Source organism: Phocaeicola faecium (assembly GCF_014837055.1).
In the GTDB taxonomy this organism is placed as follows: Bacteria; Bacteroidota; Bacteroidia; order Bacteroidales; family Bacteroidaceae; genus Phocaeicola; species Phocaeicola gallinarum.
The window spans coordinates 128,214-152,711 of the sequence record NZ_JACSPQ010000001.1 but is presented as its reverse complement, the minus strand read 5'-3'; the positions used below and the strand labels follow the sequence as shown (position 1 = coordinate 152,711).

Sequence of the window (24,498 nt, the reverse complement as noted above, 5' to 3'; positions counted from 1 at the left end):
AAACTATACAAACATTAGGTATTATGTCAAAATTAAGATTTAGAGTCGTAGAAGAAGCATTCCACAAAAAGCCCGTTGATGTTCCGCATCCCACCGAACGTCCGAGCGAATATTTTGCCAAATATGTTTTCAATCGGGAGAAAATGTTTAAATATCTGCCGAGCAAAGTCTACGCAAAAATGATAGACGTAATAGATAACGGAGCAGCACTCGACCGAAGCATTGCTGATGAAGTGGCAGCCGGCATGAAAAAGTGGGCGGTGGAATTAGGAGTTACTCATTATACACACTGGTTCCAACCCCTGACAGAAGGTACGGCTGAGAAACACGATGCTTTTGTTGAACACGACGGCAAAGGAGGTATGTTAGAAGAGTTTTCAGGAAAACTTTTGGTTCAACAAGAATCAGACGGTTCTTCTTTCCCCAACGGTGGTATCCGCAATACGTTCGAGGCTCGCGGGTATAGTGCTTGGGACCCTTCTTCACCTGTATTCGTTGTAGACGATACCCTGTGTATTCCTACCATTTTCATAGCTTACACCGGTGAGTCTTTAGACTATAAAGCCCCCTTGCTGAAAGCACTTCGCGCTGTGACCAAAGCGGCTTTAGACGTAATGCATTATTTCGACCCCTCTGTAAAGAAGATAGTTTCGTACCTCGGATGGGAACAAGAATATTTCCTTGTAGACGAAGGATTATATGCAGCTCGCCCCGACTTATTACTTACCGGACGTACATTGATGGGACATGAGGCTTCCAAGAACCAGCAGTTGGAAGACCATTATTTCGGCGCTATTCCTTCTCGTGTCGCTGCATTCATGAAAGACCTTGAAATACAGGCTTTGGAATTGGGCATTCCGGTGAAAACGCGCCATAACGAAGTAGCTCCGAATCAGTTTGAGCTGGCTCCTATCTTCGAAGAATGTAACTTGGCAGTAGACCACAACATGCTTATCATGTCTTTGATGCGCAAAATAGCCCGCAATCATGGATTCCGTGTGTTATTACATGAAAAGCCATTCAAGGGCGTAAACGGTTCAGGTAAACACAACAACTGGTCATTAGGAACAGATTCAGGCGTGCTTTTAATGGCTCCGGGTAAAACGGCTGAAGAAAATCTCCGATTCATAACATTCGTAGTCAACACGCTGATGGCTGTTTATCATCATAACGGATTACTGAAGGCTTCTATCATGAGTGCTACAAACGCTCATCGCTTAGGTGCGCACGAAGCTCCTCCTGCCATTATTTCTTCTTTCCTCGGTACTCAGCTCAGCAAAGTGTTAGATCATTTGGAAGAAAGCACCAACGACGATTTGATATCTTTGGCCGGCAAACAAGGTATGAAACTGGATATTCCCCAGATACCGGAGTTGTTAATCGACAATACCGACCGTAACCGCACGTCTCCGTTTGCTTTCACCGGAAATCGCTTTGAGTTCCGTGCGCCGGGTTCAGAAGCCAACTGTGCCAGTGCGATGATTGCCCTCAATGCTGCCGTAGCCGAACAACTGATTCAATTCAAAAAAGACGTAGATGTATTAATCGAACAAGGCGAACCTAAAATTTCTGCCATCATTCAAGTCATCCGCCGTTATATAAAAGAATGCAAACCCATCCGCTTTGACGGAAACGGATACAGCGAAGAATGGAAAGAAGAAGCTGCACGCCGCGGATTGGATTGCGAAACCAGTTGTCCTGTAATCTTCGATAACTATTTGAAACCTGAAACCATTCAGATGTTTGAATCAACAGGTGTAATGAACCGCAAGGAATTAAAGGCACGCAACGAGGTAAAATGGGACATGTATACCAAAAAGATTCAAATCGAGGCCCGGGTATTGGGCGATTTGGTAATGAATCACGTCGTTCCGGTGGCTATCGAGTATCAGACGAAGCTCATCGACAATGCCTACAAGATGAAATCTCTTTTCCCTGCCGATGAAGCAGCTTCGCTTTCAGCTGAGAATCTGGCGATTATCCGAGAGATAGCCCAGCATACGGCATTCATCAAAGAACGTGTTGACGCTATGGTGGAAGCACGAAAGGTTGCCAACCGAATTGCTGAAGAAAGGGAAAAAGCTATCGCTTATCACGATACCATCGCACCTATGCTCGAAGAGATACGCTACCACATCGACAAGCTCGAACTTATTATTGATGACCAGATGTGGACATTGCCCAAATATCGCGAACTATTGTTTATACGCTAACAAGAATTAGGTTATTCGCAGGAAAACACTTATTTTTGTCGACAAAAGTGTAAAGGAAAAAAACGCTATGACTGAAATGAATGTAACAGAAAGTTCGGAAAAAAAGAGTCTGAACTTTATCGAACAAATCGTAGAAAAAGATTTAAAAGAAGGGAAAAACGGGGGAAGAATACAAACTCGTTTTCCGCCTGAACCTAATGGATATTTACATATCGGACATGCTAAAGCCATCTGTCTCGATTTTGGTATTGCAAAAAAGTATGGTGGCGTATGTAACTTGCGTTTCGATGATACCAACCCCACCAAAGAAGACGTGGAATATGTAGAAGCTATCAAAGAGGATATCCAATGGTTAGGTTTCCAATGGGGACATGAATATTATGCTTCCGACTATTTTCAACAGTTGTGGGATTTCGCCATCCGCCTCATCAAGGAAGGAAAAGCGTATGTAGACGAGCAAACTTCGGAAGAAATTGCTGCACAGAAGGGAACACCTACCCAACCGGGAGTGGAAAGCCCGTATCGGAATCGCCCTATCGAAGAGAGCCTTGAACTGTTCCAGAAAATGAACAGCGGCGAAATTGAGGAGGGGAAAATGGTACTCCGTGCAAAAATTGACATGGCTAACCCTAACATGCACTTCCGTGACCCTATCATTTACCGGGTTGTAAAAACTCCTCACCATCGCACGGGAGACAAATGGAAGGCTTATCCGATGTATGACTTCGCACATGGTCAAAGCGACTTTTTCGAAGGTGTAACCCACTCTCTCTGTACACTGGAGTTCGTGGTACACCGTCCGCTTTATGACCTGTTCGTTGATTGGGTTAAAGACGGCAAAGACCTCGACGATAATCGTCCTCATCAGTATGAGTTTAATAAGCTCAACCTGAACTATACGCTGATGAGCAAACGTAACTTACTGGTTCTGGTTAAAGAAGGACTGGTAAGCGGATGGGATGACCCTCGTATGCCGACACTTTGCGGTTTCCGACGCAGAGGCTATTCGCCGGAATCCATTCATAAGTTTATCGACAAAATCGGTTATACTACCTATGATGCGTTAAACGACTTTGCCTTGCTTGAAAGTGCAGTTCGCGAAGATTTGAATACCCGTGCCACCCGTGTATCTGCTGTATTAAATCCGGTCAAACTGATTCTTACCAATTATCCGGAGGGTAAAGTAGAAGAGATGGAGGCTATCAATAATCCGGAAGATCCCAACTCGCCCACCCACATCATCGAGTTCAGCCGCGAATTATGGATAGAACGAGAAGACTTTATGGAAAATGCGCCGAAGAAATACTTCCGCATGACTCCGGGACAAGAAGTGAGACTGAAAAATGCATATATCGTAAAATGTACCGGATGTAAAAAAGACGAAGACGGTAACGTGACAGAGGTATATGCTGAATACGATCCGAATACGAAAAGCGGAATGCCGGAAGCCAACCGGAAAGTAAAAGGTACGCTTCACTGGGTTAGCTGCAATCACTGTCTGACGGCAGAAGTACGCTTGTATGACCGCTTGTGGAAAGTAGAAAATCCGCGCGACACGATGGCTGCCATCCGCGAAGAGAAAAACTGTTCGGCACTGGAAGCCATGCAGGAAATGATTAATCCGGATTCGCTGAAGGTATTAAAGGAATGTTATGTAGAAAAATTCCTTGCCAATGCCAAGCCGCTTGATTACTTGCAATTCCAGCGTATCGGATATTTCAACGTCGACAAAGATTCTACACCGGAACACTTGGTATTCAACCGCACAGTATCACTGAAAGATACATGGAGCAAGATTAATAAATAAACTAACACATACCGTGAGGAGGGGACTGATTATGAAACAAATTCATGATTTTTCATGATACAGTTTCCTCATCACGGTATAAAAACAAATCTATTCTGTCCGCTCTCTTTTCATGATGAGAAACGATTTATCTTCTTCTTTTGAACACCCCAAGTTTAAAGAATTACTGGCAAAATACGAAAACATGGTACGTGAAAATACATCAACGTACTTTGAGAGTAACGAACTGACACAAATAGCCGAATATTATGCCAGTAAAAATATGATAGCCGAATCTGAGCAGGCTATTGCGTATGCTTTTAAACTTCATCCGAACGACCTTGATGTAATGATATATTGCTGCCACAACTTAATTGCAAAAGGTAAATACGACCAAGCGGAAAAGGCTTTGGAGCTTTTACCCGACCAGCAAGACAGCGAGGTGCTGTTTCTGCGCGCCACACTTTGGGTGGAACAAGGGAAAATCAAAGCAGCAGAAGAAATTTTCACCAAGATGGTAGAAGATGAAGAAGATGAAGAGGAAAGAGTAGAAACGCTGCTTGACATTGCTGACGTCTATATGGAAACAAACCATAAGGAACATGCGTACAAATGGCTGAAAAAAGCATATAAAGCAAACTCCGAAAACCGTGAGACATGGCAGTTTCTGGCAAGTTGTCATTTTGATCTTGGCAATATTGAAAAGTCTGTCTATTATACCAACCGGTTACTGGATGACAATCCTTACGACATTATACATTGGATTAACCTTTCCCGCTGTTACCTACAATTAGAAAACACGGAAAAAGCCGTTGAATCCATTGAATTTGCACTGGCTATCGAGCCTGACAACCCAATGGCTATTGAAATAAAGGGGCTTTGCTATGTGCAGAATGAAAATTTACAGAAAGCTATCGAATGTTTCCACAAAATAGAAGAAACCCATCCATATAAAGGACAAATCTGGCAGGTACTGGCAGAATGTTACATCTCGATACAAGATTACGAAAAGGCAATCAGATATTTAAACCTGATTATAAACAAAACCCAACTTTCCGACTTGGAATGGGGTGTCACACTTCAGAGAAGGGCTACCTGCTATCTGTTTACCAATCAGTTAGAGTTGTCGAAAAAAGACATCGACGATGCACTAAAACACGACAGCGAATATGCCCAACTTTATCTTACTCTTGCCGAGTATTACATTCGTATAAAGGATATTGATAAAGCACGCACCGAAATAGCCTATGCGGAAGCATTGGCCATCGACAAAGGAGAAATCATCGAAGAAACTGCGAAAATGCTGTTCCGCAACGCATTGATAAAAGATGCACTCTTGTTTTTCAAACGGTTAGAGCAAGAATATCCTTTGCTCGTCAAATCATGCTATTTCTCCATTGCGTATTGCTACTACATTTTAAATAATCAGGAACAGATGATTCGGGCTATCATCAAAGGTACCATCCAGCAGCCCGACTTATTAGAACGTGCCGCTACCAACGGGCTGATGGATTCAACCAGCCAAGATTTCATCAGGATAGGGCTGAAAATAAAACACATGATGGAAAACGGCGAATTAAACAATTTGGAAGATTTCCAAGACTGACGTCAGTCTGCCGCAACATAACCGTAAGGTTTCAGTTCTATCACTCTCAGCGACGTTCATTCACACGGACTATTCTTATTCCCATAATCGTTTTTTGAGATTGCAGATAATCCGATAAAGAAACCGGTTCAATGGTTACCTGCTTATAGCGGGACGATGCGTGAAGCAAATGAACTACCGTACCCACCCGGCAGGCAAATCCCACATGAGACACATCCAATCCCGCAACAGAAGTAGTGAGAACAATGATGTCGCCATCTTGTATATCCAAACTGTCAGCCGAGGAAATCACTCGGCTTTTCGGGATATAGGGCATCCGATAATCCACCCATGCCCGCTCTACCTGTTGCATTGCAGCGTAAGCCGATGGAGAATTCCGAAACGCAGGATAGGCATCGGGATGTTCTGTCATGAAATTTAACGAAACAATGCGTATGCTCGGATTCATCGAGTCTGTCAGTTCGCTGACAATCCCTCGCGCTTCATTCTCATGAATCCAATCACTGAAATAATGGAGACGCGAAGCATAACCGTCTATCTTTCCGCCCCGGTATCTTACACGGACGAGGTTCTTTTTGAAATCGGCAAACGAACACTGTCCCCGCTTATTGCATTCCACAAGTGCCACCACTGTTTCGACAAACGTAGTACAGTCGAGTTTCTGCAACGAGACAACCAGCCTCTCCGGTCCGTTCTCCTCCAGCGTACCCGCCACATACGGAACTCCCAACAGATTGCGGGCAAAGAAAAGTGTCCGGCAGCTATCGGACGGCAACCGGGCAGCACACGACAACAGTCGTTCTACCTTTACACTGTCCTGCCCCACCGCCTGCAGTGGCAACAAAAACAGCAACATTCCCACGGCTACCCACCGCATCCAAACGCAACAAATCGAACCCACGGTTTATAAATTTTCGGGGTCTCCTTTCAGAATAGGTAAAGTAATCCGATACTTCACGGCAAGGATACGAACCAAAAAGACAGTCACCCCACCTATAATCTGCCCCAAATAATCTTCAATTCCTGCCTTCAGGCAAAACCAATAAACCAGCCCGCCTACCACACACGCCATCGCATAGATTTCTTTGCGGAAAATCAACGGTATTTCATTGATAAACACATCGCGCAGCACACCACCGGCAGCTCCGGTTATGCTACCCATGATGATAGCTATCCAACACGAATACCCCATCGAATACGCCTTGCTGAACCCTACTACCGTAAACAAAGCGAGCCCGATACTGTCGAACAAAAAGAAAGTATTGTTAAGCCGGATCAGGTATTTGCCGAAAATAATGACAAACAGCATGGCAAATGCCGTACAAACCAAATACATCGGATCAATCATCCACGGAGGGGTTACATCCAACAACAAATCACGAATGGTACCGCCGCCTACAGCAGTGGCAAACCCTACAATGTATGCGCCAAACCAGTCAAAACGTTTAGCCGACGCCAAACGAATTCCGCTTATCGCAAAAGCAAACGTACCGATAAAATCAAGTACGGTAACAAACGATGGTATTTCTATCAAGTCCATTGAGTTTTACTTACACAATATATAATATATGTATCCGATTATTTTTTATCCCGCAGCCGGGCAAAACGTCTTATCAAAACGCGTCCAACTGCCACCCTTATTTTTCGAGCGTAAAAATACAACAAATTAAAACGGCAACCAAATTTCAAAGCAAACAGTTGGCAAACACCTTGCATACAATCTTAACAGCAAAACGATATTCCATATCGACCCCACATCCCACCTTCCGACATTTCTCTGATATACAACCAATTAAATTTCATTTACTTTACGAAAGCACAAAAAAATCCGCCGCTCATACATCCCCGAAAAACGCAACCGTTAGTGTTACTCATCTCATGCGGAAGCGTTGACCATTTCTACCCATAGAACCGACCAGTTCTACCGCATGTGTTTTTCAGGTCTTATATCCAACCCCAAAAATTCAATTCACCCACTAATTAAACAAAAGATTCATATTTCTCTAATTAAAAAATAGTTTTTTTTCAATTCATCCTATCATCTATTAAATAAAATACATATATTTGCACCGCTAATCACAACTTATATTAAAATACTTGAATAACAAACACAATTTATTTATTATGAAAAAACATATTACTAAGTCCTTTAAACAACAGGCTCTAACCTAAGAGAAACACAGACTTACATAGAGAAATGCTAATCATGTAAGATTTATCAAACCTATAATCAATCAATTTTAATTAACCCAATCTATGAAAAGAGGCAAATTTTCGCAATTATTATTGCTTTTGCTGATGGTTCCGGGAAGTGGTATAACATTTGCGAATCCTAACGGAACATCTTATTTCAGCGATTTATCTGCATCACAACAGGCTGGAACAGTTACAGTAAAAGGCACTGTGGTAGATGCCAAAGGAGAACCTTTAATAGGTGTAAGCATCCTTGAAAAAGGAACGAACAATGGTACGATTACGGATATCGACGGTAACTTTACGCTTTCTGTAACCGAAGGCGCTACAATTGAAGTGTCTTATATCGGTTATAAAACGTTATCACTGACCGCCAAACCCGATTTCGGACAAATTACCATGTCGGAAGACACTGAAGTGTTAGACGAGGTTGTTGTAACTGCATTGGGTATCAAGCGTTCGCAAAAAGCGTTAAGTTATAACGTACAAGAGGTAAAAGGCGAGGCTTTGACTGCCGTCAAAGATGCGAACTTCATGAATTCATTGGCCGGTAAAGTAGCTGGTGTGCAAATCAGCAGCGGTGCTACCGGAGCCGGTGGTGCCACTCGTGTGGTAATGCGTGGTATGAAATCATTGACTAAAGACAACAACGCATTGTATGTAATCGATGGTGTGCCGATGTTTAACACAGGTAAGAGTGGCGGTGAAGGACAGTACGGCGACATGGGAGGCTCAGATGCTGTAGCCGACCTTAACCCGGATGACATCCAAAGCGTCAGCATGATGACCGGCCCTTCGGCAGCAGCATTGTACGGTTCAGCAGCAGCTAACGGTGTAGTTTTGATCACCACCAAAAAAGGAGCTACAGAACGTACTTCTCTAACTGTATCCAACAGTACTACATTCTCAAAGGCATATATCATGCCCGAAATGCAGAACCGCTTCGGTACAAGTTCGGGATTATACAGTTGGGGGGCACCAACAAGCAACAGATATGACCCGTCGGATTTCTTTAATACCGGAACAAATATTATAAACTCTATATCTTTGTCGACCGGAAATGACAAGAATCAAACTTATCTGTCAGCTTCTACTACAAACACGGACGGAATTCTTCCGAACAACAGTTATAACCGTTATAACTTTACTGCCCGCAATACAACTAACTTCTTGAACGACAGATTAACATTGGATATTGGTGCTCAATACATCGTACAGAACAATAAAAACATGGTATCGCAAGGTCAATACTATAACCCATTGCCTGCTCTGTATTTATTCCCACGCGGCGACAATTTCGATGAAATCCGTCTGTACGAACGTTATAACACGAACTTTGGTTATATGGAGCAGTATTGGCCATACGGCGACGGAGGTATGTCTCTGCAAAACCCGTATTGGATTCAGAACCGTATCGTTCGTACTTCAGAAAAGAAACGTTACATGCTGAACGCATCATTGAAATGGAAAGTCACAGACTGGTTTAACATCACAGGTCGTGTTAATTTGGATAATTCTGATTACCGTAACCGTGAAGAAAAATCGGCTTCTACCCTGACTACTTTCTGTGGTTTGGCAGGTGGCTTGAAAGACGTTATGCGCCAAGAACGCTCGCTGTATGCCGACGTATTGGCTACTATTGACAAAACATTCGGCGAATTCCGTTTGAATGCCAATGTGGGTGGTTCTATTTACCACGTATCTTCTGACGAATTGTCAGTAGCCGGCGACTTGATTATCCCAAATTTCTTCCAGATGAACAACATCAACTGGTCTGCCAACTACAAACCGGAACCGTCGGGATATGTTGACGAAATCCAAAGTGTATTCGCAAGTGCCGAACTGAGTTGGAGAAACCAATTATACTTAACGCTTACCGGACGTAATGACTGGGATTCTAAATTAGCTTTCTCTAACCAATCTTCTTTCTTCTATCCGTCAGTAGGTCTTTCAGCAGTATTGTCTGAAATGATGTCGCTCCCCGAATGGATAACCTATGCAAAAGTTCGCGGTTCTTATACCGTAGTAGCTTCTTCATTCGACCGCTTCCTTACCAATCCGGGATTTATCTATAACGGTCAAACTCACAACTGGGAGAACCCGACTTTGTACCCGATGGACAACATGAAACCCGAGAAAACCAAATCTTGGGAAATCGGTTTGAACTTAAAGTTCTGGGATAACCGCTTTAATTTGGACGCAACCTACTATCGTTCAAACACCTTGAACCAAACGTTTAAAGTCGATATTCCGTCTTCTTCCGGTTACAAACAGGCCGTAGTACAAGCCGGTAACGTACAAAATCAAGGTCTTGAACTTGCATTAGGATTCCAAGACGAATGGGCAGGTTTCGGATGGTCATCTAACGCTACCTTTACGCTAAACCGCAACAAAGTAATTCGTCTTGCCAGCGGAAGTATCAACCCGGTAACCGGCGAAGAAATCAACATGCCCGAAATGTATGTAGGCTGGTTGGGTAAAGAAAACGTAGCTCCCCGCGTTATTCTGACTGAAGGAGGCTCTATGACAGATATTTATGTATATAACCAACTGACCAGAGATAACAACGGAAATATCCGTGTTGACCAAAACGGAAATATCAGCATGACAAGTTCTTCTACTCCGACTAAAGTGGGCGATTTGGATGCTGACTTCAACTTGGGATGGACAAACCATTTTACTTATAAAGGCATCGACCTCGGCATCGTACTGTCGGCACGTGTAGGTGGTTTGGCTTACTCTGCTACTCAGGGTGTATTAGACTATTACGGAGTATCAGAAGCATCGGCTGTAGCCCGTGAGAACGGTGGCGTACCGGTTAACAATGGCATGGTAGACGCACAAAAATATTATCAGACTATCGGTACCGGTGAAGGTGGTTACGGACGTTACTACTTGTATAGCGCAACGAACGTTCGCCTGCAAGAATTAAGCCTGAACTATACACTTCCTAAGAAATGGTTTAAAAATATAGCAAACGTTACCGTAGGTTTAGTAGGACGTAACTTATGGATGATTTACTGTAAAGCTCCGTTCGATCCTGAATTGTCTGCATCTACGGCAAGTAACTTCTATATGAATGTTGACTACTTTATGCAACCCAGCTTGCGTAATATAGGTTTTAATGTAAAAGTACAATTCTAAAGAGATAGACTAAGGTCATGAAAAAATATCTATTAAACATAACAACTGGTGCTGCGCTATTACTCTTGGCAGGAGGCTGTACCAGCAAGTTCGAAGAATATAATACGAATCAATATCAGATTCATGAAGCTGATCCTGCTACATTGATGAAAAACATGATTGAGACCATTGTAAATATTCAACAAAATGATTCTCAGATGCAGGAACAAATGGTAGGTCAGTATGGAGGTTATTTATGCCCTTCCAACACTTGGAGTGGAACCAATTTTGGAACATATAATCCGAGCGATGCTTGGAATGCCAATCCGTGGAACACACCGTTCGAAAAAATTTACGGAAACTTCTTCCAAGTTCAAGAAGCAACCAATTCAACCGGACACTACTATGCGTTTGCTCGTATGGTGCGCGCCATTACAATGTTGCGTGTTGCTGACACGTATGGTCCGATGCCTTACAGCCAAGTACAAAAAGGTAATTTCTATGTGGCATACGATACGCAAGAAGAGGTGTACAAAGCTATCCTTGATGACCTTGCAAATGCTGCTGACGTACTCTATAATTATCATGTAGACACTAACGGTAATGCCCCGTTAGGTTCAAACGACCCTGTTTATAACGGTAATTATGCAAGTTGGGCAAAACTGGCTAATTCAATGCGCTTGCGTGTAGCGATGCGTATCAGCAGTTTCTTACCCGATGTGGCTCAACAGAATGCAGAAGCAGCTACTTCACATCCGGCAGGACTTATCGAAACCAATGCCGATAATGCAATGATGTCTTGCGGAACACAAACCAATCCCTACCAGTTAGCAGCTGTAAGTTGGGGCGACTTGCGCGTAAATGCAAATATTGTAGATTATATGAATGCTTATAATGACCCGCGCCGTTCTAAATATTTCACAACATCTACAATAGCCAACATGGAAGGACAATACGTAGGAATGCGCACCGGCGATTCTGATTTCGATAAGAATGCAGCTTCCGGCTTTTCTATGCCTAACTATACTGCTACTGACAAAATGTTGGTATTTTGCGCTGCTGAGACATCTTTCCTGCGCGCTGAAGGTAAACTGCGTGGGTGGAATGTAGGAAGCAAATCTGCAAAAGAGTATTACGAAGAGGGCATTGAAAATTCCATGTCACAATATTCTGTTTCAGGAAGTGAATATATGGAAATCGATCAAGCTCCCGATGTAATCCATGCAAATGATGATGTTCAGAAAGCACCTGCTACTATATCTAATACTAATACTGTAAGTGTAAAATGGGATGATTCTGATAATACGCTGACCGGAAAGAACTTCCAGCGCATCATTACTCAAAAATGGATTGCCAATTACCCGTTAGGCTTCGAGGCATGGGCAGAATACCGCCGTACAGGTTATCCGGAACTTTATCCTTGCATCGATAATTTGTCTAATGGCGTAATAAACAGTCAACGCGGTATGCGCCGTTTGAAATATCCGTATACAGAAACTACCAATAATCAAGCAAACTGTTCAGCCGGAGCAGCAGACTTAAATGGCTCAGACTCTCCTGCTACGGACTTGAAATGGGCAAAGAAAAACTAATATCTAAATCAAATCTATATGAAGAAAATATATTTATTATACGGTTTGTTCTTGTCGGTAATTACATCGCTATTCATCAGTTGCAGCGACTGGACAGACGCAGAACGCGAAGTCTTTCCTGAAGAAATGACTTCGGAAGAATATTATGCTGCACTTCGTGCATACAAACAAACAGACCATCAAATTGCATTCGGATGGTTTGGTAACTGGACAGGTGAAGGAGCTTTTATGAAAAACTCTTTAGCCGGTATTCCGGACAGCGTGGATATTGTTTCTATTTGGGGAAATTGGAGTAACCTTACAGAAGCTCAAAAGAAAGATTTGGAGTTCTGTCAGAAAACTAAAGGTACACGCTTTACTTTATGTTTCATTATCACTTCGGTAGGAACTCAAATTACTCCTCAAGAAGTTTATGACACATGGGAAGAAAAAGGGTACAGTTCTGAACAAGAAGCTGTAAACGATTTTTGGGAATGGCCTGAAGACGAAAGCGACGAAGCAGCAGTAGAGGCTTCTATCCGTAAATATGCTTCGGCAATAGCCGATACAATTACCAAGTATGGTTACGACGGATTCGACATTGATTATGAGCCTAACTATGGAAACAATGGTAACATTGTAGATGATGACGATCGTATGTTTATCTTCGTGGATGAATTGGGCAAATATTTCGGACCGAAATCGGGCACAGGAAAATTGCTGCTGATTGACGGTGAACCCCAAAGTATTACAAGCCGACCGGAAATCGGACATTACTTTGATTATTTTGTAATTCAGGCTTATAACGCTTCAGGAGATTCAAACTTAGACAGACGCTTGATTAATGGCGGAGTTGCGGGACCGGGACTGATTCAGACCTACGGAGAAGAACTTGGCGAAGAACGTGTTACCAACATGACTATCATGACTGAAAACTTCGAGGCAGTAGACGCTGCCATGAACGGTGGATATAATTACACTGACCGTTACGGAAATACAATGAAATCATTGGAAGGCATGGCTCGCTGGCAACCGAGCAACGGTTTCCGTAAAGGCGGCGTAGGAACTTACCACATGGAAGCTGAATACGGAACTACTCCAGAGTATAAGAATCTGCGTAATGCGATTCAGATTATGAATCCTTCTTCACACTCATTGGTTAAATATTAACAGATGAAACTTATGAAACTAAATTATATCAAAACATTGTTGCTATCGGCTTCCATTGCCGGATTAGGAACATTTACAGCATGTGACAATGCTGAATATCAAGCTCTCGACACACATGCTTACATTGATGAAGCACTCTCGGGAAGCAGCGCAAAACTGACCGTACAAGCTACGGGCGAAAGTTCTACCACATTGAATATTCATGTAAGTAATGCTGTTTCAACTGACAGCCACTTCAAATTAGTAGTTGACCCAACTATCTTAGATGAATATAATACCAAAAACGGTACAAGCTACATTGCTATTCCGGAAGGACAGTATACATTACCAGAAGACATCGTAATCAAAGCAGGAAATTATAATGCCGAAGCCTCTATCGTAACATTAAAAGCCTTTTCGGAAGAAATGGTTTATTCCGGAGAAGCATACGCACTGCCGGTACGATTGGAATCAACCGATGGTAATTATCCGGTAATGCCTAACACGGGTACTTATATCATCTTGGCAGAAAATATAGTTGAATTCTCTGCTCCGCAGTTCATTCATGGAGCTAACTTGTCTTCACCCGAGTATGCTGCAAATCCGGAAACTTATTCACAATATACCGTTGAAGTTCGTTTCCAAGTAAGTGACACGAATAACCGTAACCGTGCCGTATTTACTACAAGCGACGGCGAAAACAGATCGGTTCTTTTACGCTTTGAAGACCCGCAAAGTCCTGATGAAGCAAACGGATGGGCTGCTCACTCATTGGTTCAAATCCAGTTACACAATGGTTATGTAAACCCGAGCCATAACTTCGAATCTAACAAGTGGCAACATTTGGCAGTAACATTCGACGGAGCTACTTACCGTATCTACGTTAATGGCATCGAGAGCGGACAATTAGCTTGCTCAGATCCGTGTCTGAAATTTAAAGGAATCGGTTGGTTTACAGATGGCGACGGCGACCAAAGCGGCTGGTGGAGAGGATGTCAAATTTTGGTCAGCCAAGTACGTATCTGGTCTGTTGCACGCAATGCCACACAAATAGCCAACAGCATGACACAGGTAAGCCCGAACTCTACCGGATTGGAAGCATACTGGCGCATGGATAAAGGTACAACTGAAACAAGAGACGGAAGAACTTATACCATCTTCGAAGATGCAACCGGAAAGGGACACACATTGGAAACCAGCCAACCTATTACGTGGGTTGACGGTATCTTGTCTACCGATACAGCTACAGATTGGAAATAATACATATTATAAATAAACAAATAAACGATATGAAAAAGTTTTTTCAATATATGCTGATGGCAGCATTCATTGGCGGAACGGTTTCTTTCACTTCGTGTAACGATGATGATGAAAATCAAGTGAACGAATGGAACATGAGCTACGTTTCACTGCTGCAATCAGATTACCTCAGACCCATTGAATCTTTTACACTGAAACACGTAGAAGATAAAGGCATAGAAGGCAGTGTAGAATATAAAGTTATGGCTACACTGAATAAACCAACAAGTCAAGATGTTACTGTGAACATTACGGCTACTTGCGATAGCATTAGTGCGGACAAAGTGATATTATCTTCCAATACTGCAACAATCAAAGCAGGAGAAACTAAATCGGAAGATGTAACAATCAGCATCACCGACTGGTCGGATATTGTAACCAACAATGCAGAATGTGATATGGTACTAACCATACAGATGGATGGAATTTCTACTACAGCTGCCGATGTTACCAATTCTGAATTTAATCAAAGTATTAAAGTTAACATCAAAAAGGAACAGGCAAAACCTGAAGAGTTCTTATTCTTCGGTTATGCTCCTGAAAACAGCACACTCATGACGAACAAAACTGATTGGACGTTCGAATTCATGGAAGGTGTAGAAAATCCGAACTCCAATACTGTAGCCGGCACCGGTGGAAGTGATGTTGCCACAAACGGAGTTCCTTTCTGGTTTACTGTAGATTTCGGAGAAGTTTATAACGTAACCGGTATTCAAACCAGACATTGGGGAGCCGGATATGCACCAACAGAAATAGAAGTGTTTACTTCCGATAATGGCACAGATTGGAAATCGATGAATACGGTACAAACGTACGGTTCTGCTCAAGCAATTGCATTCAAAGAACCAAGAGCTACCCGTTATCTAAAATATCAAATGATTACTGTACCGGGTCGTGTAGATGTTACTGCATTTTATGTTTACGTAGCTAACGAATAATCCGGAAAACATTTCGATAATTATCATATAGGGGTTGGAATCATCCTCCTGAATGCACGAGGCAGGTAAACCGATGTATTCAGGAGGACAGATTCCACCCCTATCATTTTTATAAAAAAAGTTTTTCTTGCGCGGAGAAAGCAAATTTTTTCAGTATTACATAAATATATCCGAAAAAAATTGTAAGTTTGTTGCACTAAAAAATAACAGTGAAAAACGGTAACTACTTTTTGTTGACTCAATAAAAACTTTACAAACACATGCTTAAATCATTTAGCTATAAAAGCAAAAAACAACCCCGCACATCAGTCAGAATATGCTTTCGTATTCATAAAGTTGTCGGCTTGTTTTTAAATTCATCGCGATAAAGTTATTATCCAATTTACACACATATTTAATCAATATTATTTATATGAAAAAACAGTACATCTTAGGATTGTTCTTTTTGTGCGGAGGGCTTTTTGCTTGTTCTCCGGGCACAGTGAACCAAGCTAATTTTGAAGTGATTCCGTTGCCGCAAGACATACAGGCAAGCACGACAGGAGACTTTACGCTGACCGACAATACGGTTATCGTATATCCCAAAGGAAATGAAGTAATGAAACGGAATGCTGAGTTTCTGGCAGAATACATCGGCGAACAAACAGGGAAAACCATACAGGTTACCGATGAAGCTCCGTCTTCGAATGCTATTGTTTTGGCACTCGGACTGAGTGACAGCAATCAGGAGGCTTATCGGCTGGAGGTTTCGAAACAGCAGATTACGCTGACCGGAGCTTCGGAAGCTGGTGTGTTCTACGGTATCCAGACGCTGCGCAAGGCAATGCCTACGGCGCAGGGAGATGTGGTGTTCCCTGCTACGGTGGTTAATGACTATCCCCGCTTTGCGTACCGCGGAGCGCACTTCGACGTTTCACGCCATTTCTTCACCGCCGACTCTGTAAAACGTTTCATCGACATGCTGGCGCTACATAACATCAACCGTCTTCATTGGCACCTTACCGATGATCAGGGCTGGCGCATCGAAATAAAGAAACATCCTAAACTGACTGAAATAGGCTCAAAACGCTCAGGAACGGTTATCGGACACAATTCGGGCGAATACGACAATATGCCTTACGGTGGATTCTATACACAGGAAGAAGCTAAAGACATTGTAAAATATGCACAAGAGCGTCATATCACGGTAATTCCGGAAATCGACATGCCCGGACACATGCAGGCTGCCTTGACGGTATATCCCGAACTGGGCTGTACGGGCGGTCCGTATGAGGTATGGAAGCAATGGGGTATCTCTGATGATGTGCTTTGCGCAGGCAACGACAAGACGCTGGAATTCATCGATGATGTTTTGGGAGAAATCGTTGAAATCTTCCCGTCGGAATACATCCACGTGGGTGGTGACGAATGTCCGAAGGTACGCTGGGAGAAATGCCCGAAATGTCAGGCACGCATCAAGGCTTTGGGATTGAAGGACGATGCGCATCATACTGCCGAACAGAAGTTACAGAGCTTCATCATCAATCATGCCGAGAAGTTCTTGAATTCTAAGGGACGGCAAATGATTGGCTGGGACGAAACGCTGGAAGGCGGACTGGCTCCTAACGCTACCATCATGTCATGGCGCGGAATTGAAGGTGGAATCGAAGCTGCCAAGCAAGGTCACGACGCCATCATGACACCAAGTTCACATCTGTATTTCGATTATTATCAGACTACCGATACGGAGAACGAACCGATTGCCATCGGCGGCTACATTCCGGTTGACCGGGTGTACAACTACGAACCCGTGCCCTCGGCTCTTACCCCGGAAGAAGCTAAACACATCATCGGTGTGCAAGCGAACTTATGGACAGAATACATTCCTACTTTCCGTCAAGTGGAATACATGGAATTGCCACGTATGGCTGCTTTGTCAGAAATCCAATGGACTATGCCGGAAAAGAAGAATTATGACAACTTCTTGAAACGCCTTACTCGACTCATCAACATCTATGATACAGAAAACTACAATTATGCGAAACACGTGTTCGGAGTAAGAGCCACTTATCTCCCCAATACGGCAGAAAACGTGCTCGATGTGGTTCTCAGTACAATAGACGATGCTCCCATCTACTATACGCTGGACGGCAGTGAGCCTACGGCTTCTTCTGAACGTTACACCGATACGCTGAAAATAGACAAAAGCTGTACGCTGAAAGCCGCAGCGATACGTGCAAACGGAAGCAGCAATGCGCTGAAAGAAGAAATCGCGTTCAACAAAGCGACCATGAAACCCATAACCATGCTTCAGCCTATCAATGAAAAATATAAATACGAAGGAGCCAACACGCTGATAGACGGATTGACGGGTACGAACAACTACCGTACCGGACGCTGGATTGCTTTCTACAAAAACGACATGGAAGCCGTGATTGACTTGCAGGAAGAAACATCCATCAGCAAAGCGTGGGTACGGACGGACGTGGTAATCGTAGATGAAGTTCTTGATCTGCGCAAATTGACCGTGGCGGTATCTGCCGACGGAAAGAATTACAAGGAAGTAAAATCGGAAACTTACCCGGTGGCTACCAAAGATGCCAAAGACGGTATCTATACTCATGAGTTGACTTTCGAACCTACAAACGCCCGGTATGTAAAAATCATCGCTCAGCCGGAATATCATATCCCGGCATGGCATTGGGGAAAAGGTGACCCGGCGTTTATTTTCGTTGACGAAATCGGTCTGGAATAACTAAACACACTAATCACATACCAGCATCTTGGGGTGTATCGCGTTTGACAACAATGACGGTACACCCCTTATATTAATAAACCAAAATCAATCATGAAAACAGATTTCTTTAAACTTTTATTGCTCTCCGGAGCAATCTCTATGGGAACCTCGGCATACGCACAGGTAGACTTGGTTAAAAACGGGAAAAGCAATTCTAAAATCGTATTGGCAGAACAAATTGAAGTGAACCGCACGGCTGCCAACATCCTGCAAGATTTCGTACAAAAAATAAGCGGATGCCGACTGGATATCCGGCAGAAAGGAAAAGCGGCTGCAGGCGACATCTTGATTGGTACTTCGGCATCGGACGATGTAAAAGAAGACGGTTACCAAATTTCTACCACCGGAGGCAAGCTGGTTATTACAGGAAAAGACAACGGAGCTGTATACGGCGTGGTATCATTGCTCGAAGATTACTTGGGGGTAGATTATTGGGGAAATAATGAATATAAGTTGGAAAAGCGTTCTGACATCTCGCTTCCATCTATCAACAAAACCGATAATCCGGCTTTCCGTTACCGTCAGACACAGAACTATGCGCTTCAGACAGACTCTTTATACAAATGGTGGTACCGGTTGGAAGAACCTGCCGAAGCGTTTGCTGCGAACTACTGGGTACATACATTCAACAAACTGTTGCCCGTATCGGAGTACGGGACTACTCATCCGGAGTATTATGCTTACTTCGACGGCAAACGGCATCCGGGCGCACAGTGGTGTCTGACTAATCCGGAGGTATTCGAAATCGTGGCACAGCGTATCGACTCCATATTCAAGGCGAATCCCGACAAGAAAATTATCAGCGTAAGCCAAAACGATGGAAACAATACCAACTGTACGTGTCCTGAATGTAAAAAGCTGGACGACGCAGCAGGCTCTCCGTCGGGCAGCTTGATTTATTTCATCAATAAGTTAGCGGCACGTTTCCCGGACAAGGAAATCGCTACGCTGGCATATCTGTATACCATGAATCCGCCTAAGAACGTGAAACCGCTGCCAAACGTGGTGGTGATGCTTTGCGACATCGACTGCGACCGTGAGGTATCACTTACGGAAAATCCAAGCGGACAGTATTTCATGAAGGCGCTGAAAGGATGGTCGGACATTACGGACAACATATTCGTGTGGGATTACGGAATCAATTTCGACGGTTATCTGTCGCCCTTCCCTAACCTGCATATCATGCAAGACAATATCCGCATCTTCCGCGACCACCACGTAAAAATGCACTTCTCGCAGATAGCCAGCAGTTACGGAGGCGACTTTGCCGAACTGCGTTCTTACTTGGCTTCGAAACTGATGTGGAATCCCGATGCGGATGCCGACAAGTTGATGCAACATTTCTTGAAAGGTTACTACGGTGCGGCAGGCGAATATTTATATCAGTATATCAAAATCATACAGGGCGCACTGTGGGGAAGCGGACTCCGGTTGTGGATTTATGACTCTCCCATCTCGCATAAAAACGGTATGCTGAAACCGATATTGATGAAACGCTACAAACAGTTGTTCGACAAGGCGGAAGCAGCCGTAGCGGGCGACCCTGTGCTGCTGGAGCGCGTAAAACGTACCCGCCTGCCTTTGCTTTATTCAGAACTTGAAATCATCCGCACACAGCCGGAGAAAGATTTCGATGACGTAACTGCCAAACTGAACTACTTTGAAGCAGAAGCCAAACGGTTTAACAACCCTGCCATTAACGAACGTAACAACCGCGCGCTGGATTACTGCAAGTTATACCGCGAACGTTACATGCCGCGCAATGAAAAAAATTTAGCTTTAGGGGCTAAAGTAACTTACCTTACCGAACCTACGGGCAAATATGCCGAGTTGGGCAAAACGGCGCTGACCGACGGTTTGTTCGGCGGAGCCAGCTTTGTGGAGAGCTGGGTAGGCTGGGAAGGCAAAGACGGCGGTTTTATCGTCGACTTGGGTGAAGTAAAAGACGTATCCTACATCGAAACCGATTTTCTGCACCAGATAGGTCATTGGATTCTTTTCCCGCTGAAGGTAACATACAGCTATTCGGAAGACGGGAAGAACTATCAGGCATGGGGGACGATAGAGATGGAAGAAGAACGCTCGAACATGGTGTTGTTCAGAGGGGTTAAAATGGAATCGAAACAGCCTCTGAAAGCCCGTTACCTGAAAGTGGAAGTAACCGGAACGAAGGTTTGTCCGCACTGGCATTACGGCGTAGGAAATCCCTCGTGGTTCTTTATCGATGAAGTGACTGTAAGATAAGCCGACGGCTGAGAAAGAGAAAAAGCATTGTTGCCCCGCAAAAACGGAAGCGACAATGCTTTTTTATTAGACCTGAAAAAACACTACCCATAGAACGAAGGCGTTCTATGGGTAGAGTTGGTCAACGCTACCGCTTGGAACAACCAACGCTAACGGTTGCGTTTTTCGGAATATAGCGGTAGGATATTTGTTTTTATACTCTCCTCAAACAGAAGTAATTACAGAATTCCAAGAAACTTTACCATGTATAATTCAATCCGAAGCTAAGCAACTCCTGTAATTGCAGATAACTTAAATCTTCTACACGGGGAACACTGTCGTCGAATCGCCCATGAACAAAGAGTTTCGTAGACAAAAAGCGATTGAAAGCAAAGGTGAATGTATTTTCCCATTCGCCAACCGCCTTTTCATAATTCGTAGTATACGAAAAGCGCGAATCCCAAGTAAGATTTTTAATAATCTTCCATGACAGGGTAGCTTCCAAACGTGAACCCCATACACTCTCTCGCTTGTTTCCCGCCTTTATATTGAACTTGGTAGGGTCGATACGGTCGTTCGCCACGCTATACAGCGTATAGTTGAGCGGGTTTATCAGAACGGAAAGATTACATACCCCGTCTTTCGTATATTTATAGTCCATACCCAAACCGACGTTCAACTCAGCCGGAGAGAAGAAAGCCGAAACCAAATTATCGGAGTTGGTTTCATAGTTAGAAAAGAACTGGGTTTTAAATTCGCCGGAAATGGTATAGTACCACGTACCGAAGGCGCGCAATCCCAACTTCGAAGTAAGACGCAACATATCGTTATTAGCCTTATAAGAATGAAGCGTATCCGAAGGAGCCGTTACGAAACCCAGCTTCCACTCTATTTTGTTTTCAAACTGAATGCCCTGCCGGTCATCGTAATTGGCAGTCCACGTAAATCCTGCCAACATAGATTTCGTACTTTCACCACCCTTATACCAGTTACGGGAAATATAGTTTTGCGAGAATTGCAGGTAACTGTCGCCGGTAAATTTCCAGAAATTGGGTTTTATCACCAGCAATTCCTGTTCATCTACCTTACCCACCTTTTCCCGGTGCGCCATCGAGCGTACTTTTTCTTTCTTCCTATTCTGAATTACCAAATTGCCGGACAGCGGTTCTACCCCTTCCAATACAGCCTCGTTCTGCTTAACCAAGCTCGGATATTGCACATAGAAGTTTAACAACTGGCGGTTGATGTAATTATCCACCTTTGCCGACCGCCTCAAATCCGGCAAGTTCTGAATATCCTTCTCTCTATAATCATCTTGCACAAAAGGTATCACAGGCTTCCATCCCTCTATACTCATGCTTTGCTCGATAGGCGCACGATAATACGTGGCAGGCATGGCGAGCTTATAGAAATTAGCATCAGACCTAATTCCGGTAATCTGCAAATAAAGGTCATCCCAGCGGTCTTCCCATTCAGAAAAATATGTACGATAATTTTTAATAAGATTCTTAAATGCGATCACCTCCGGCAAAGGTTTCGACTCTGCTGCCTGACGCATGATTTTCGCTTTCATCAATGAATCTTTCAAATGATTGACTGAATCTTCAAAATGAACAGCAGCTCTTTCTATCTCAAGCAACAAGGAATCAGCCTGTATGTCGATTACATCTTTAAGCGTTACTGCGGAGTCGCCTGCCGCCCTCGCATTACCACGCACGGCATCCAGCGTATCAAGCAGCACTGCTTTCTCCGTCACTATCGAATCACCCCCTTGTAATAAATCTCGTTGCGCTTCTTGCGCATATAACCCACTTCCCAAAGAATAGATTATTAATAAAAGTGTGCCTAATTTCTTCATCATGTTGTTTTTGAATCGGTATTCTTCGCAAAATTACATATTTTTATTTCCCCATAACCTATGATTCAGCTTTTTTTTCTAATTTTGCAACTTGGAAAAAAGATTTCAAAGGAAATTAATTTTTAAAAAACTCAATATTGTGGCAGAAACAAAGTATATCTTCGTAACAGGTGGTGTAGCCTCTTCTTTAGGAAAAGGTATCATTTCATCATCTATCGGCAAATTGCTGCAAGCCAGAGGCTACAGCGTAACCATCCAAAAGTTTGACCCGTATATTAACATCGACCCGGGAACACTTAATCCGTACGAACACGGTGAGTGTTACGTGACAGTAGACGGTCATGAAGCTGACCTTGACTTAGGACATTACGAACGTTTTTTGGGTATACAGACAACCAAAGCGAATAATATTACCACCGGACGTATCTATAAAAGTGTAATAGATAAAGAGCGCCGTGGCGATTATTTGGGAAAAACCATTCAAATTATCCCTCACATTACAGACGAAATCAAGCGTAACGTAAAATTGTTAGGCAACAAATATAAATTCGATTTTGTAATTACTGAAATCGGAGGTACGGTGGGCGATATAGAATCTCTGCCTTATCTGGAAAGTATCCGCCAGCTGAAATGGGAATTGGGGAAAAATGCGCTGTGCGTGCATCTTACTTACGTGCCTTACTTGGCAGCAGCAGGCGAACTGAAAACCAAACCTACCCAACACTCTGTAAAAGAACTTCAATCGGTAGGTATCCAGCCCGACATATTGGTGTTGCGCACGGAACATGAATTGAACAGCAATTTAAGAAAGAAAGTAGCTCTGTTCTGCAACGTAGATGAAAGCGCCGTAGTACAGTCAATGGACATGCCTACCATTTACGAAGTGCCGTTACGTATGCAGGAACAAAAGTTAGACGTGACAATTCTTGAAAAGATGGGACTCCCGGTAGGAGAAACCCCGACGTTGGGCCCGTGGAGAGAGTTCTTAAACCGTCGTCATCACGCTACACAGATCGTAAAGATAGGGTTGGTAGGAAAATACGATTTGCAAGATGCCTATAAGTCTATCCTTGAGGCTCTTTCACAAGCAGCAACATATAACGACCGTAAAGCCGAGATTCAGTTCATCAACAGTGAAAAGATAACAGACGAGAATGTAGAGGAACAACTGAAAGACATGGACGGCATTATCATCTGTCCGGGATTCGGACAGCGCGGCATCGAAGGAAAATTCGTAGCCATCAAATATTGCCGTACACACAATGTCCCGACTTTCGGAATCTGCCTCGGTATGCAATGTATGGCTATCGAATTTGCCCGTAACGTGTTGGGATATGCTGATGCCAACAGCCGGGAAATGGATGAAAAGACTCCTCACAACGTTATCGACATCATGGAGGAACAAAAATCAATTACCAACATGGGCGGAACAATGCGTTTGGGAGCTTACGAATGTGTACTTGACCCCACATCAAAAGTATATCAGGCATACGGAACCGAACATATTCAAGAACGTCATCGCCATCGCTACGAATTCAACAACGACTATAAAGCTGAATTTGAAAAAGCAGGCATGAAATGTGTTGGAACTAATCCGGAATCAGACTTGGTGGAAATCGTAGAAATTCCTACCTTGAAATGGTTTATCGGCACACAGTTCCATCCTGAATACAGCAGTACGGTATTGAAGCCTCATCCGTTATTCCTGTCATTCATAAAAGCTGCTATTGATAAATAACAATCATATAAATTGAGACTATAAC

Annotated in this window: 14 protein-coding genes; 11 read left to right on the top strand and 3 right to left on the bottom strand. The window is 43.4% G+C overall.

The features are described from left to right. Window positions 1-23 precede the first annotated feature (23 nt). From H9626_RS00590 to H9626_RS00580, 3 genes are all read left to right on the top strand, one after another. Entirely contained in the window at window positions 24-2,213 is a 2,190-nt protein-coding gene (locus H9626_RS00590) for a glutamine synthetase III family protein (protein ID WP_191709239.1), read from the top strand. Between the two features lie 67 nt (window positions 2,214-2,280). Further along, complete coding sequence (locus tag H9626_RS00585) at window positions 2,281-4,020, top strand: glutamine--tRNA ligase/YqeY domain fusion protein (protein ID WP_178257453.1); 1,740 nt, start codon at window positions 2,281-2,283, stop codon at window positions 4,018-4,020. Between the two features lie 112 nt (window positions 4,021-4,132). Continuing rightward, window positions 4,133-5,605, top strand: a complete 1,473-nt coding sequence (locus H9626_RS00580; RefSeq protein ID WP_191709238.1) for a tetratricopeptide repeat protein — start codon at window positions 4,133-4,135, stop codon at window positions 5,603-5,605. Window positions 5,606-5,651: 46 nt separating this feature from the next. Here H9626_RS00580 and H9626_RS00575 read toward each other — a convergent pair whose 3' ends face one another. Both H9626_RS00575 and H9626_RS00570 read right to left on the bottom strand, forming a co-directional pair. Continuing rightward, entirely contained in the window at window positions 5,652-6,506 is an 855-nt protein-coding gene (locus tag H9626_RS00575) for an N-acetylmuramoyl-L-alanine amidase-like domain-containing protein (RefSeq protein WP_368735171.1), read from the bottom strand. A gap of 3 nt (window positions 6,507-6,509) precedes the next feature. Further along, the gene (locus H9626_RS00570) at window positions 6,510-7,130 is read right to left on the bottom strand and encodes a trimeric intracellular cation channel family protein (RefSeq protein WP_178257466.1); all 621 of its coding nucleotides are present in this window, start codon (window positions 7,128-7,130) and stop codon (window positions 6,510-6,512) included. 731 nt (window positions 7,131-7,861) lie between these two features. Here H9626_RS00570 and H9626_RS00565 point away from each other — a divergent pair. From H9626_RS00565 to H9626_RS00535, 7 genes are all read left to right on the top strand, one after another. After that, window positions 7,862-10,942 carry a SusC/RagA family TonB-linked outer membrane protein gene (locus H9626_RS00565; protein WP_225230831.1) on the top strand — a complete coding sequence of 1,027 codons (3,081 nt, stop codon included), beginning with the start codon at window positions 7,862-7,864 and terminating at the stop codon, window positions 10,940-10,942. Window positions 10,943-10,959: 17 nt separating this feature from the next. Beyond that, window positions 10,960-12,513 (top strand): SusD/RagB family nutrient-binding outer membrane lipoprotein, encoded by a 1,554-nt coding sequence (locus H9626_RS00560; protein ID WP_191709237.1) that lies wholly within the window; start codon window positions 10,960-10,962, stop codon window positions 12,511-12,513. A gap of 18 nt (window positions 12,514-12,531) precedes the next feature. Then, window positions 12,532-13,662, top strand: coding sequence for a glycoside hydrolase family 18 (locus H9626_RS00555; RefSeq protein WP_191709236.1), 1,131 nt, complete (start codon window positions 12,532-12,534; stop codon window positions 13,660-13,662). Window positions 13,663-13,665: 3 nt separating this feature from the next. Continuing rightward, a complete protein-coding gene (locus H9626_RS00550; protein ID WP_191709235.1) occupies window positions 13,666-14,901 on the top strand; it encodes a DUF1735 and LamG domain-containing protein in 1,236 nt (411 codons plus the stop codon). A gap of 29 nt (window positions 14,902-14,930) precedes the next feature. Continuing rightward, window positions 14,931-15,878 carry a DUF4999 domain-containing protein gene (locus tag H9626_RS00545; RefSeq protein ID WP_191709234.1) on the top strand — a complete coding sequence of 316 codons (948 nt, stop codon included), beginning with the start codon at window positions 14,931-14,933 and terminating at the stop codon, window positions 15,876-15,878. A 412-nt stretch (window positions 15,879-16,290) separates the two neighbouring features. Continuing rightward, on the top strand, window positions 16,291-18,612 hold the full coding sequence (locus H9626_RS00540; RefSeq protein WP_191709233.1) for a glycoside hydrolase family 20 protein: 2,322 nt from the start codon (window positions 16,291-16,293) through the stop codon (window positions 18,610-18,612). 93 nt (window positions 18,613-18,705) lie between these two features. Further along, window positions 18,706-20,898, top strand: coding sequence for a glycoside hydrolase family 20 protein (locus tag H9626_RS00535; protein ID WP_191709232.1), 2,193 nt, complete (start codon window positions 18,706-18,708; stop codon window positions 20,896-20,898). 238 nt (window positions 20,899-21,136) lie between these two features. On the opposite strand, the gene H9626_RS00530 is transcribed toward H9626_RS00535, so the two are convergent. Next, entirely contained in the window at window positions 21,137-22,738 is a 1,602-nt protein-coding gene (locus H9626_RS00530) for a DUF3078 domain-containing protein (RefSeq protein WP_225230829.1), read from the bottom strand. Between the two features lie 136 nt (window positions 22,739-22,874). Here H9626_RS00530 and pyrG point away from each other — a divergent pair, with 136 nt between their 5' ends. After that, a complete protein-coding gene (pyrG, locus tag H9626_RS00525) occupies window positions 22,875-24,473 on the top strand; it encodes a CTP synthase (protein ID WP_191709231.1) in 1,599 nt (532 codons plus the stop codon). The last annotated feature ends 25 nt before the right edge of the window (window positions 24,474-24,498 follow it).

What these genes read in the sequence shown, in the direction of transcription:
- H9626_RS00535 (WP_191709232.1), top strand. Translation starts at nt 18,706, where the DNA reads ATGAAAACAGATTTCTTTAAACTTTTATTGCTCTCCGGAGCAATCTCT.
- H9626_RS00550 (WP_191709235.1), top strand. Translation starts at nt 13,666, where the DNA reads ATGAAACTTATGAAACTAAATTATATCAAAACATTGTTGCTATCGGCT.
- H9626_RS00530 (WP_225230829.1), bottom strand. Translation starts at nt 22,738, where the DNA reads ATGATGAAGAAATTAGGCACACTTTTATTAATAATCTATTCTTTGGGA.
- H9626_RS00545 (WP_191709234.1), top strand. Translation starts at nt 14,931, where the DNA reads ATGAAAAAGTTTTTTCAATATATGCTGATGGCAGCATTCATTGGCGGA.
- H9626_RS00555 (WP_191709236.1), top strand. Translation starts at nt 12,532, where the DNA reads ATGAAGAAAATATATTTATTATACGGTTTGTTCTTGTCGGTAATTACA.
- H9626_RS00585 (WP_178257453.1), top strand. Translation starts at nt 2,281, where the DNA reads ATGACTGAAATGAATGTAACAGAAAGTTCGGAAAAAAAGAGTCTGAAC.
- H9626_RS00540 (WP_191709233.1), top strand. Translation starts at nt 16,291, where the DNA reads ATGAAAAAACAGTACATCTTAGGATTGTTCTTTTTGTGCGGAGGGCTT.
- H9626_RS00580 (WP_191709238.1), top strand. Translation starts at nt 4,133, where the DNA reads ATGATGAGAAACGATTTATCTTCTTCTTTTGAACACCCCAAGTTTAAA.
- H9626_RS00560 (WP_191709237.1), top strand. Translation starts at nt 10,960, where the DNA reads ATGAAAAAATATCTATTAAACATAACAACTGGTGCTGCGCTATTACTC.
- H9626_RS00590 (WP_191709239.1), top strand. Translation starts at nt 24, where the DNA reads ATGTCAAAATTAAGATTTAGAGTCGTAGAAGAAGCATTCCACAAAAAG.
- H9626_RS00565 (WP_225230831.1), top strand. Translation starts at nt 7,862, where the DNA reads ATGAAAAGAGGCAAATTTTCGCAATTATTATTGCTTTTGCTGATGGTT.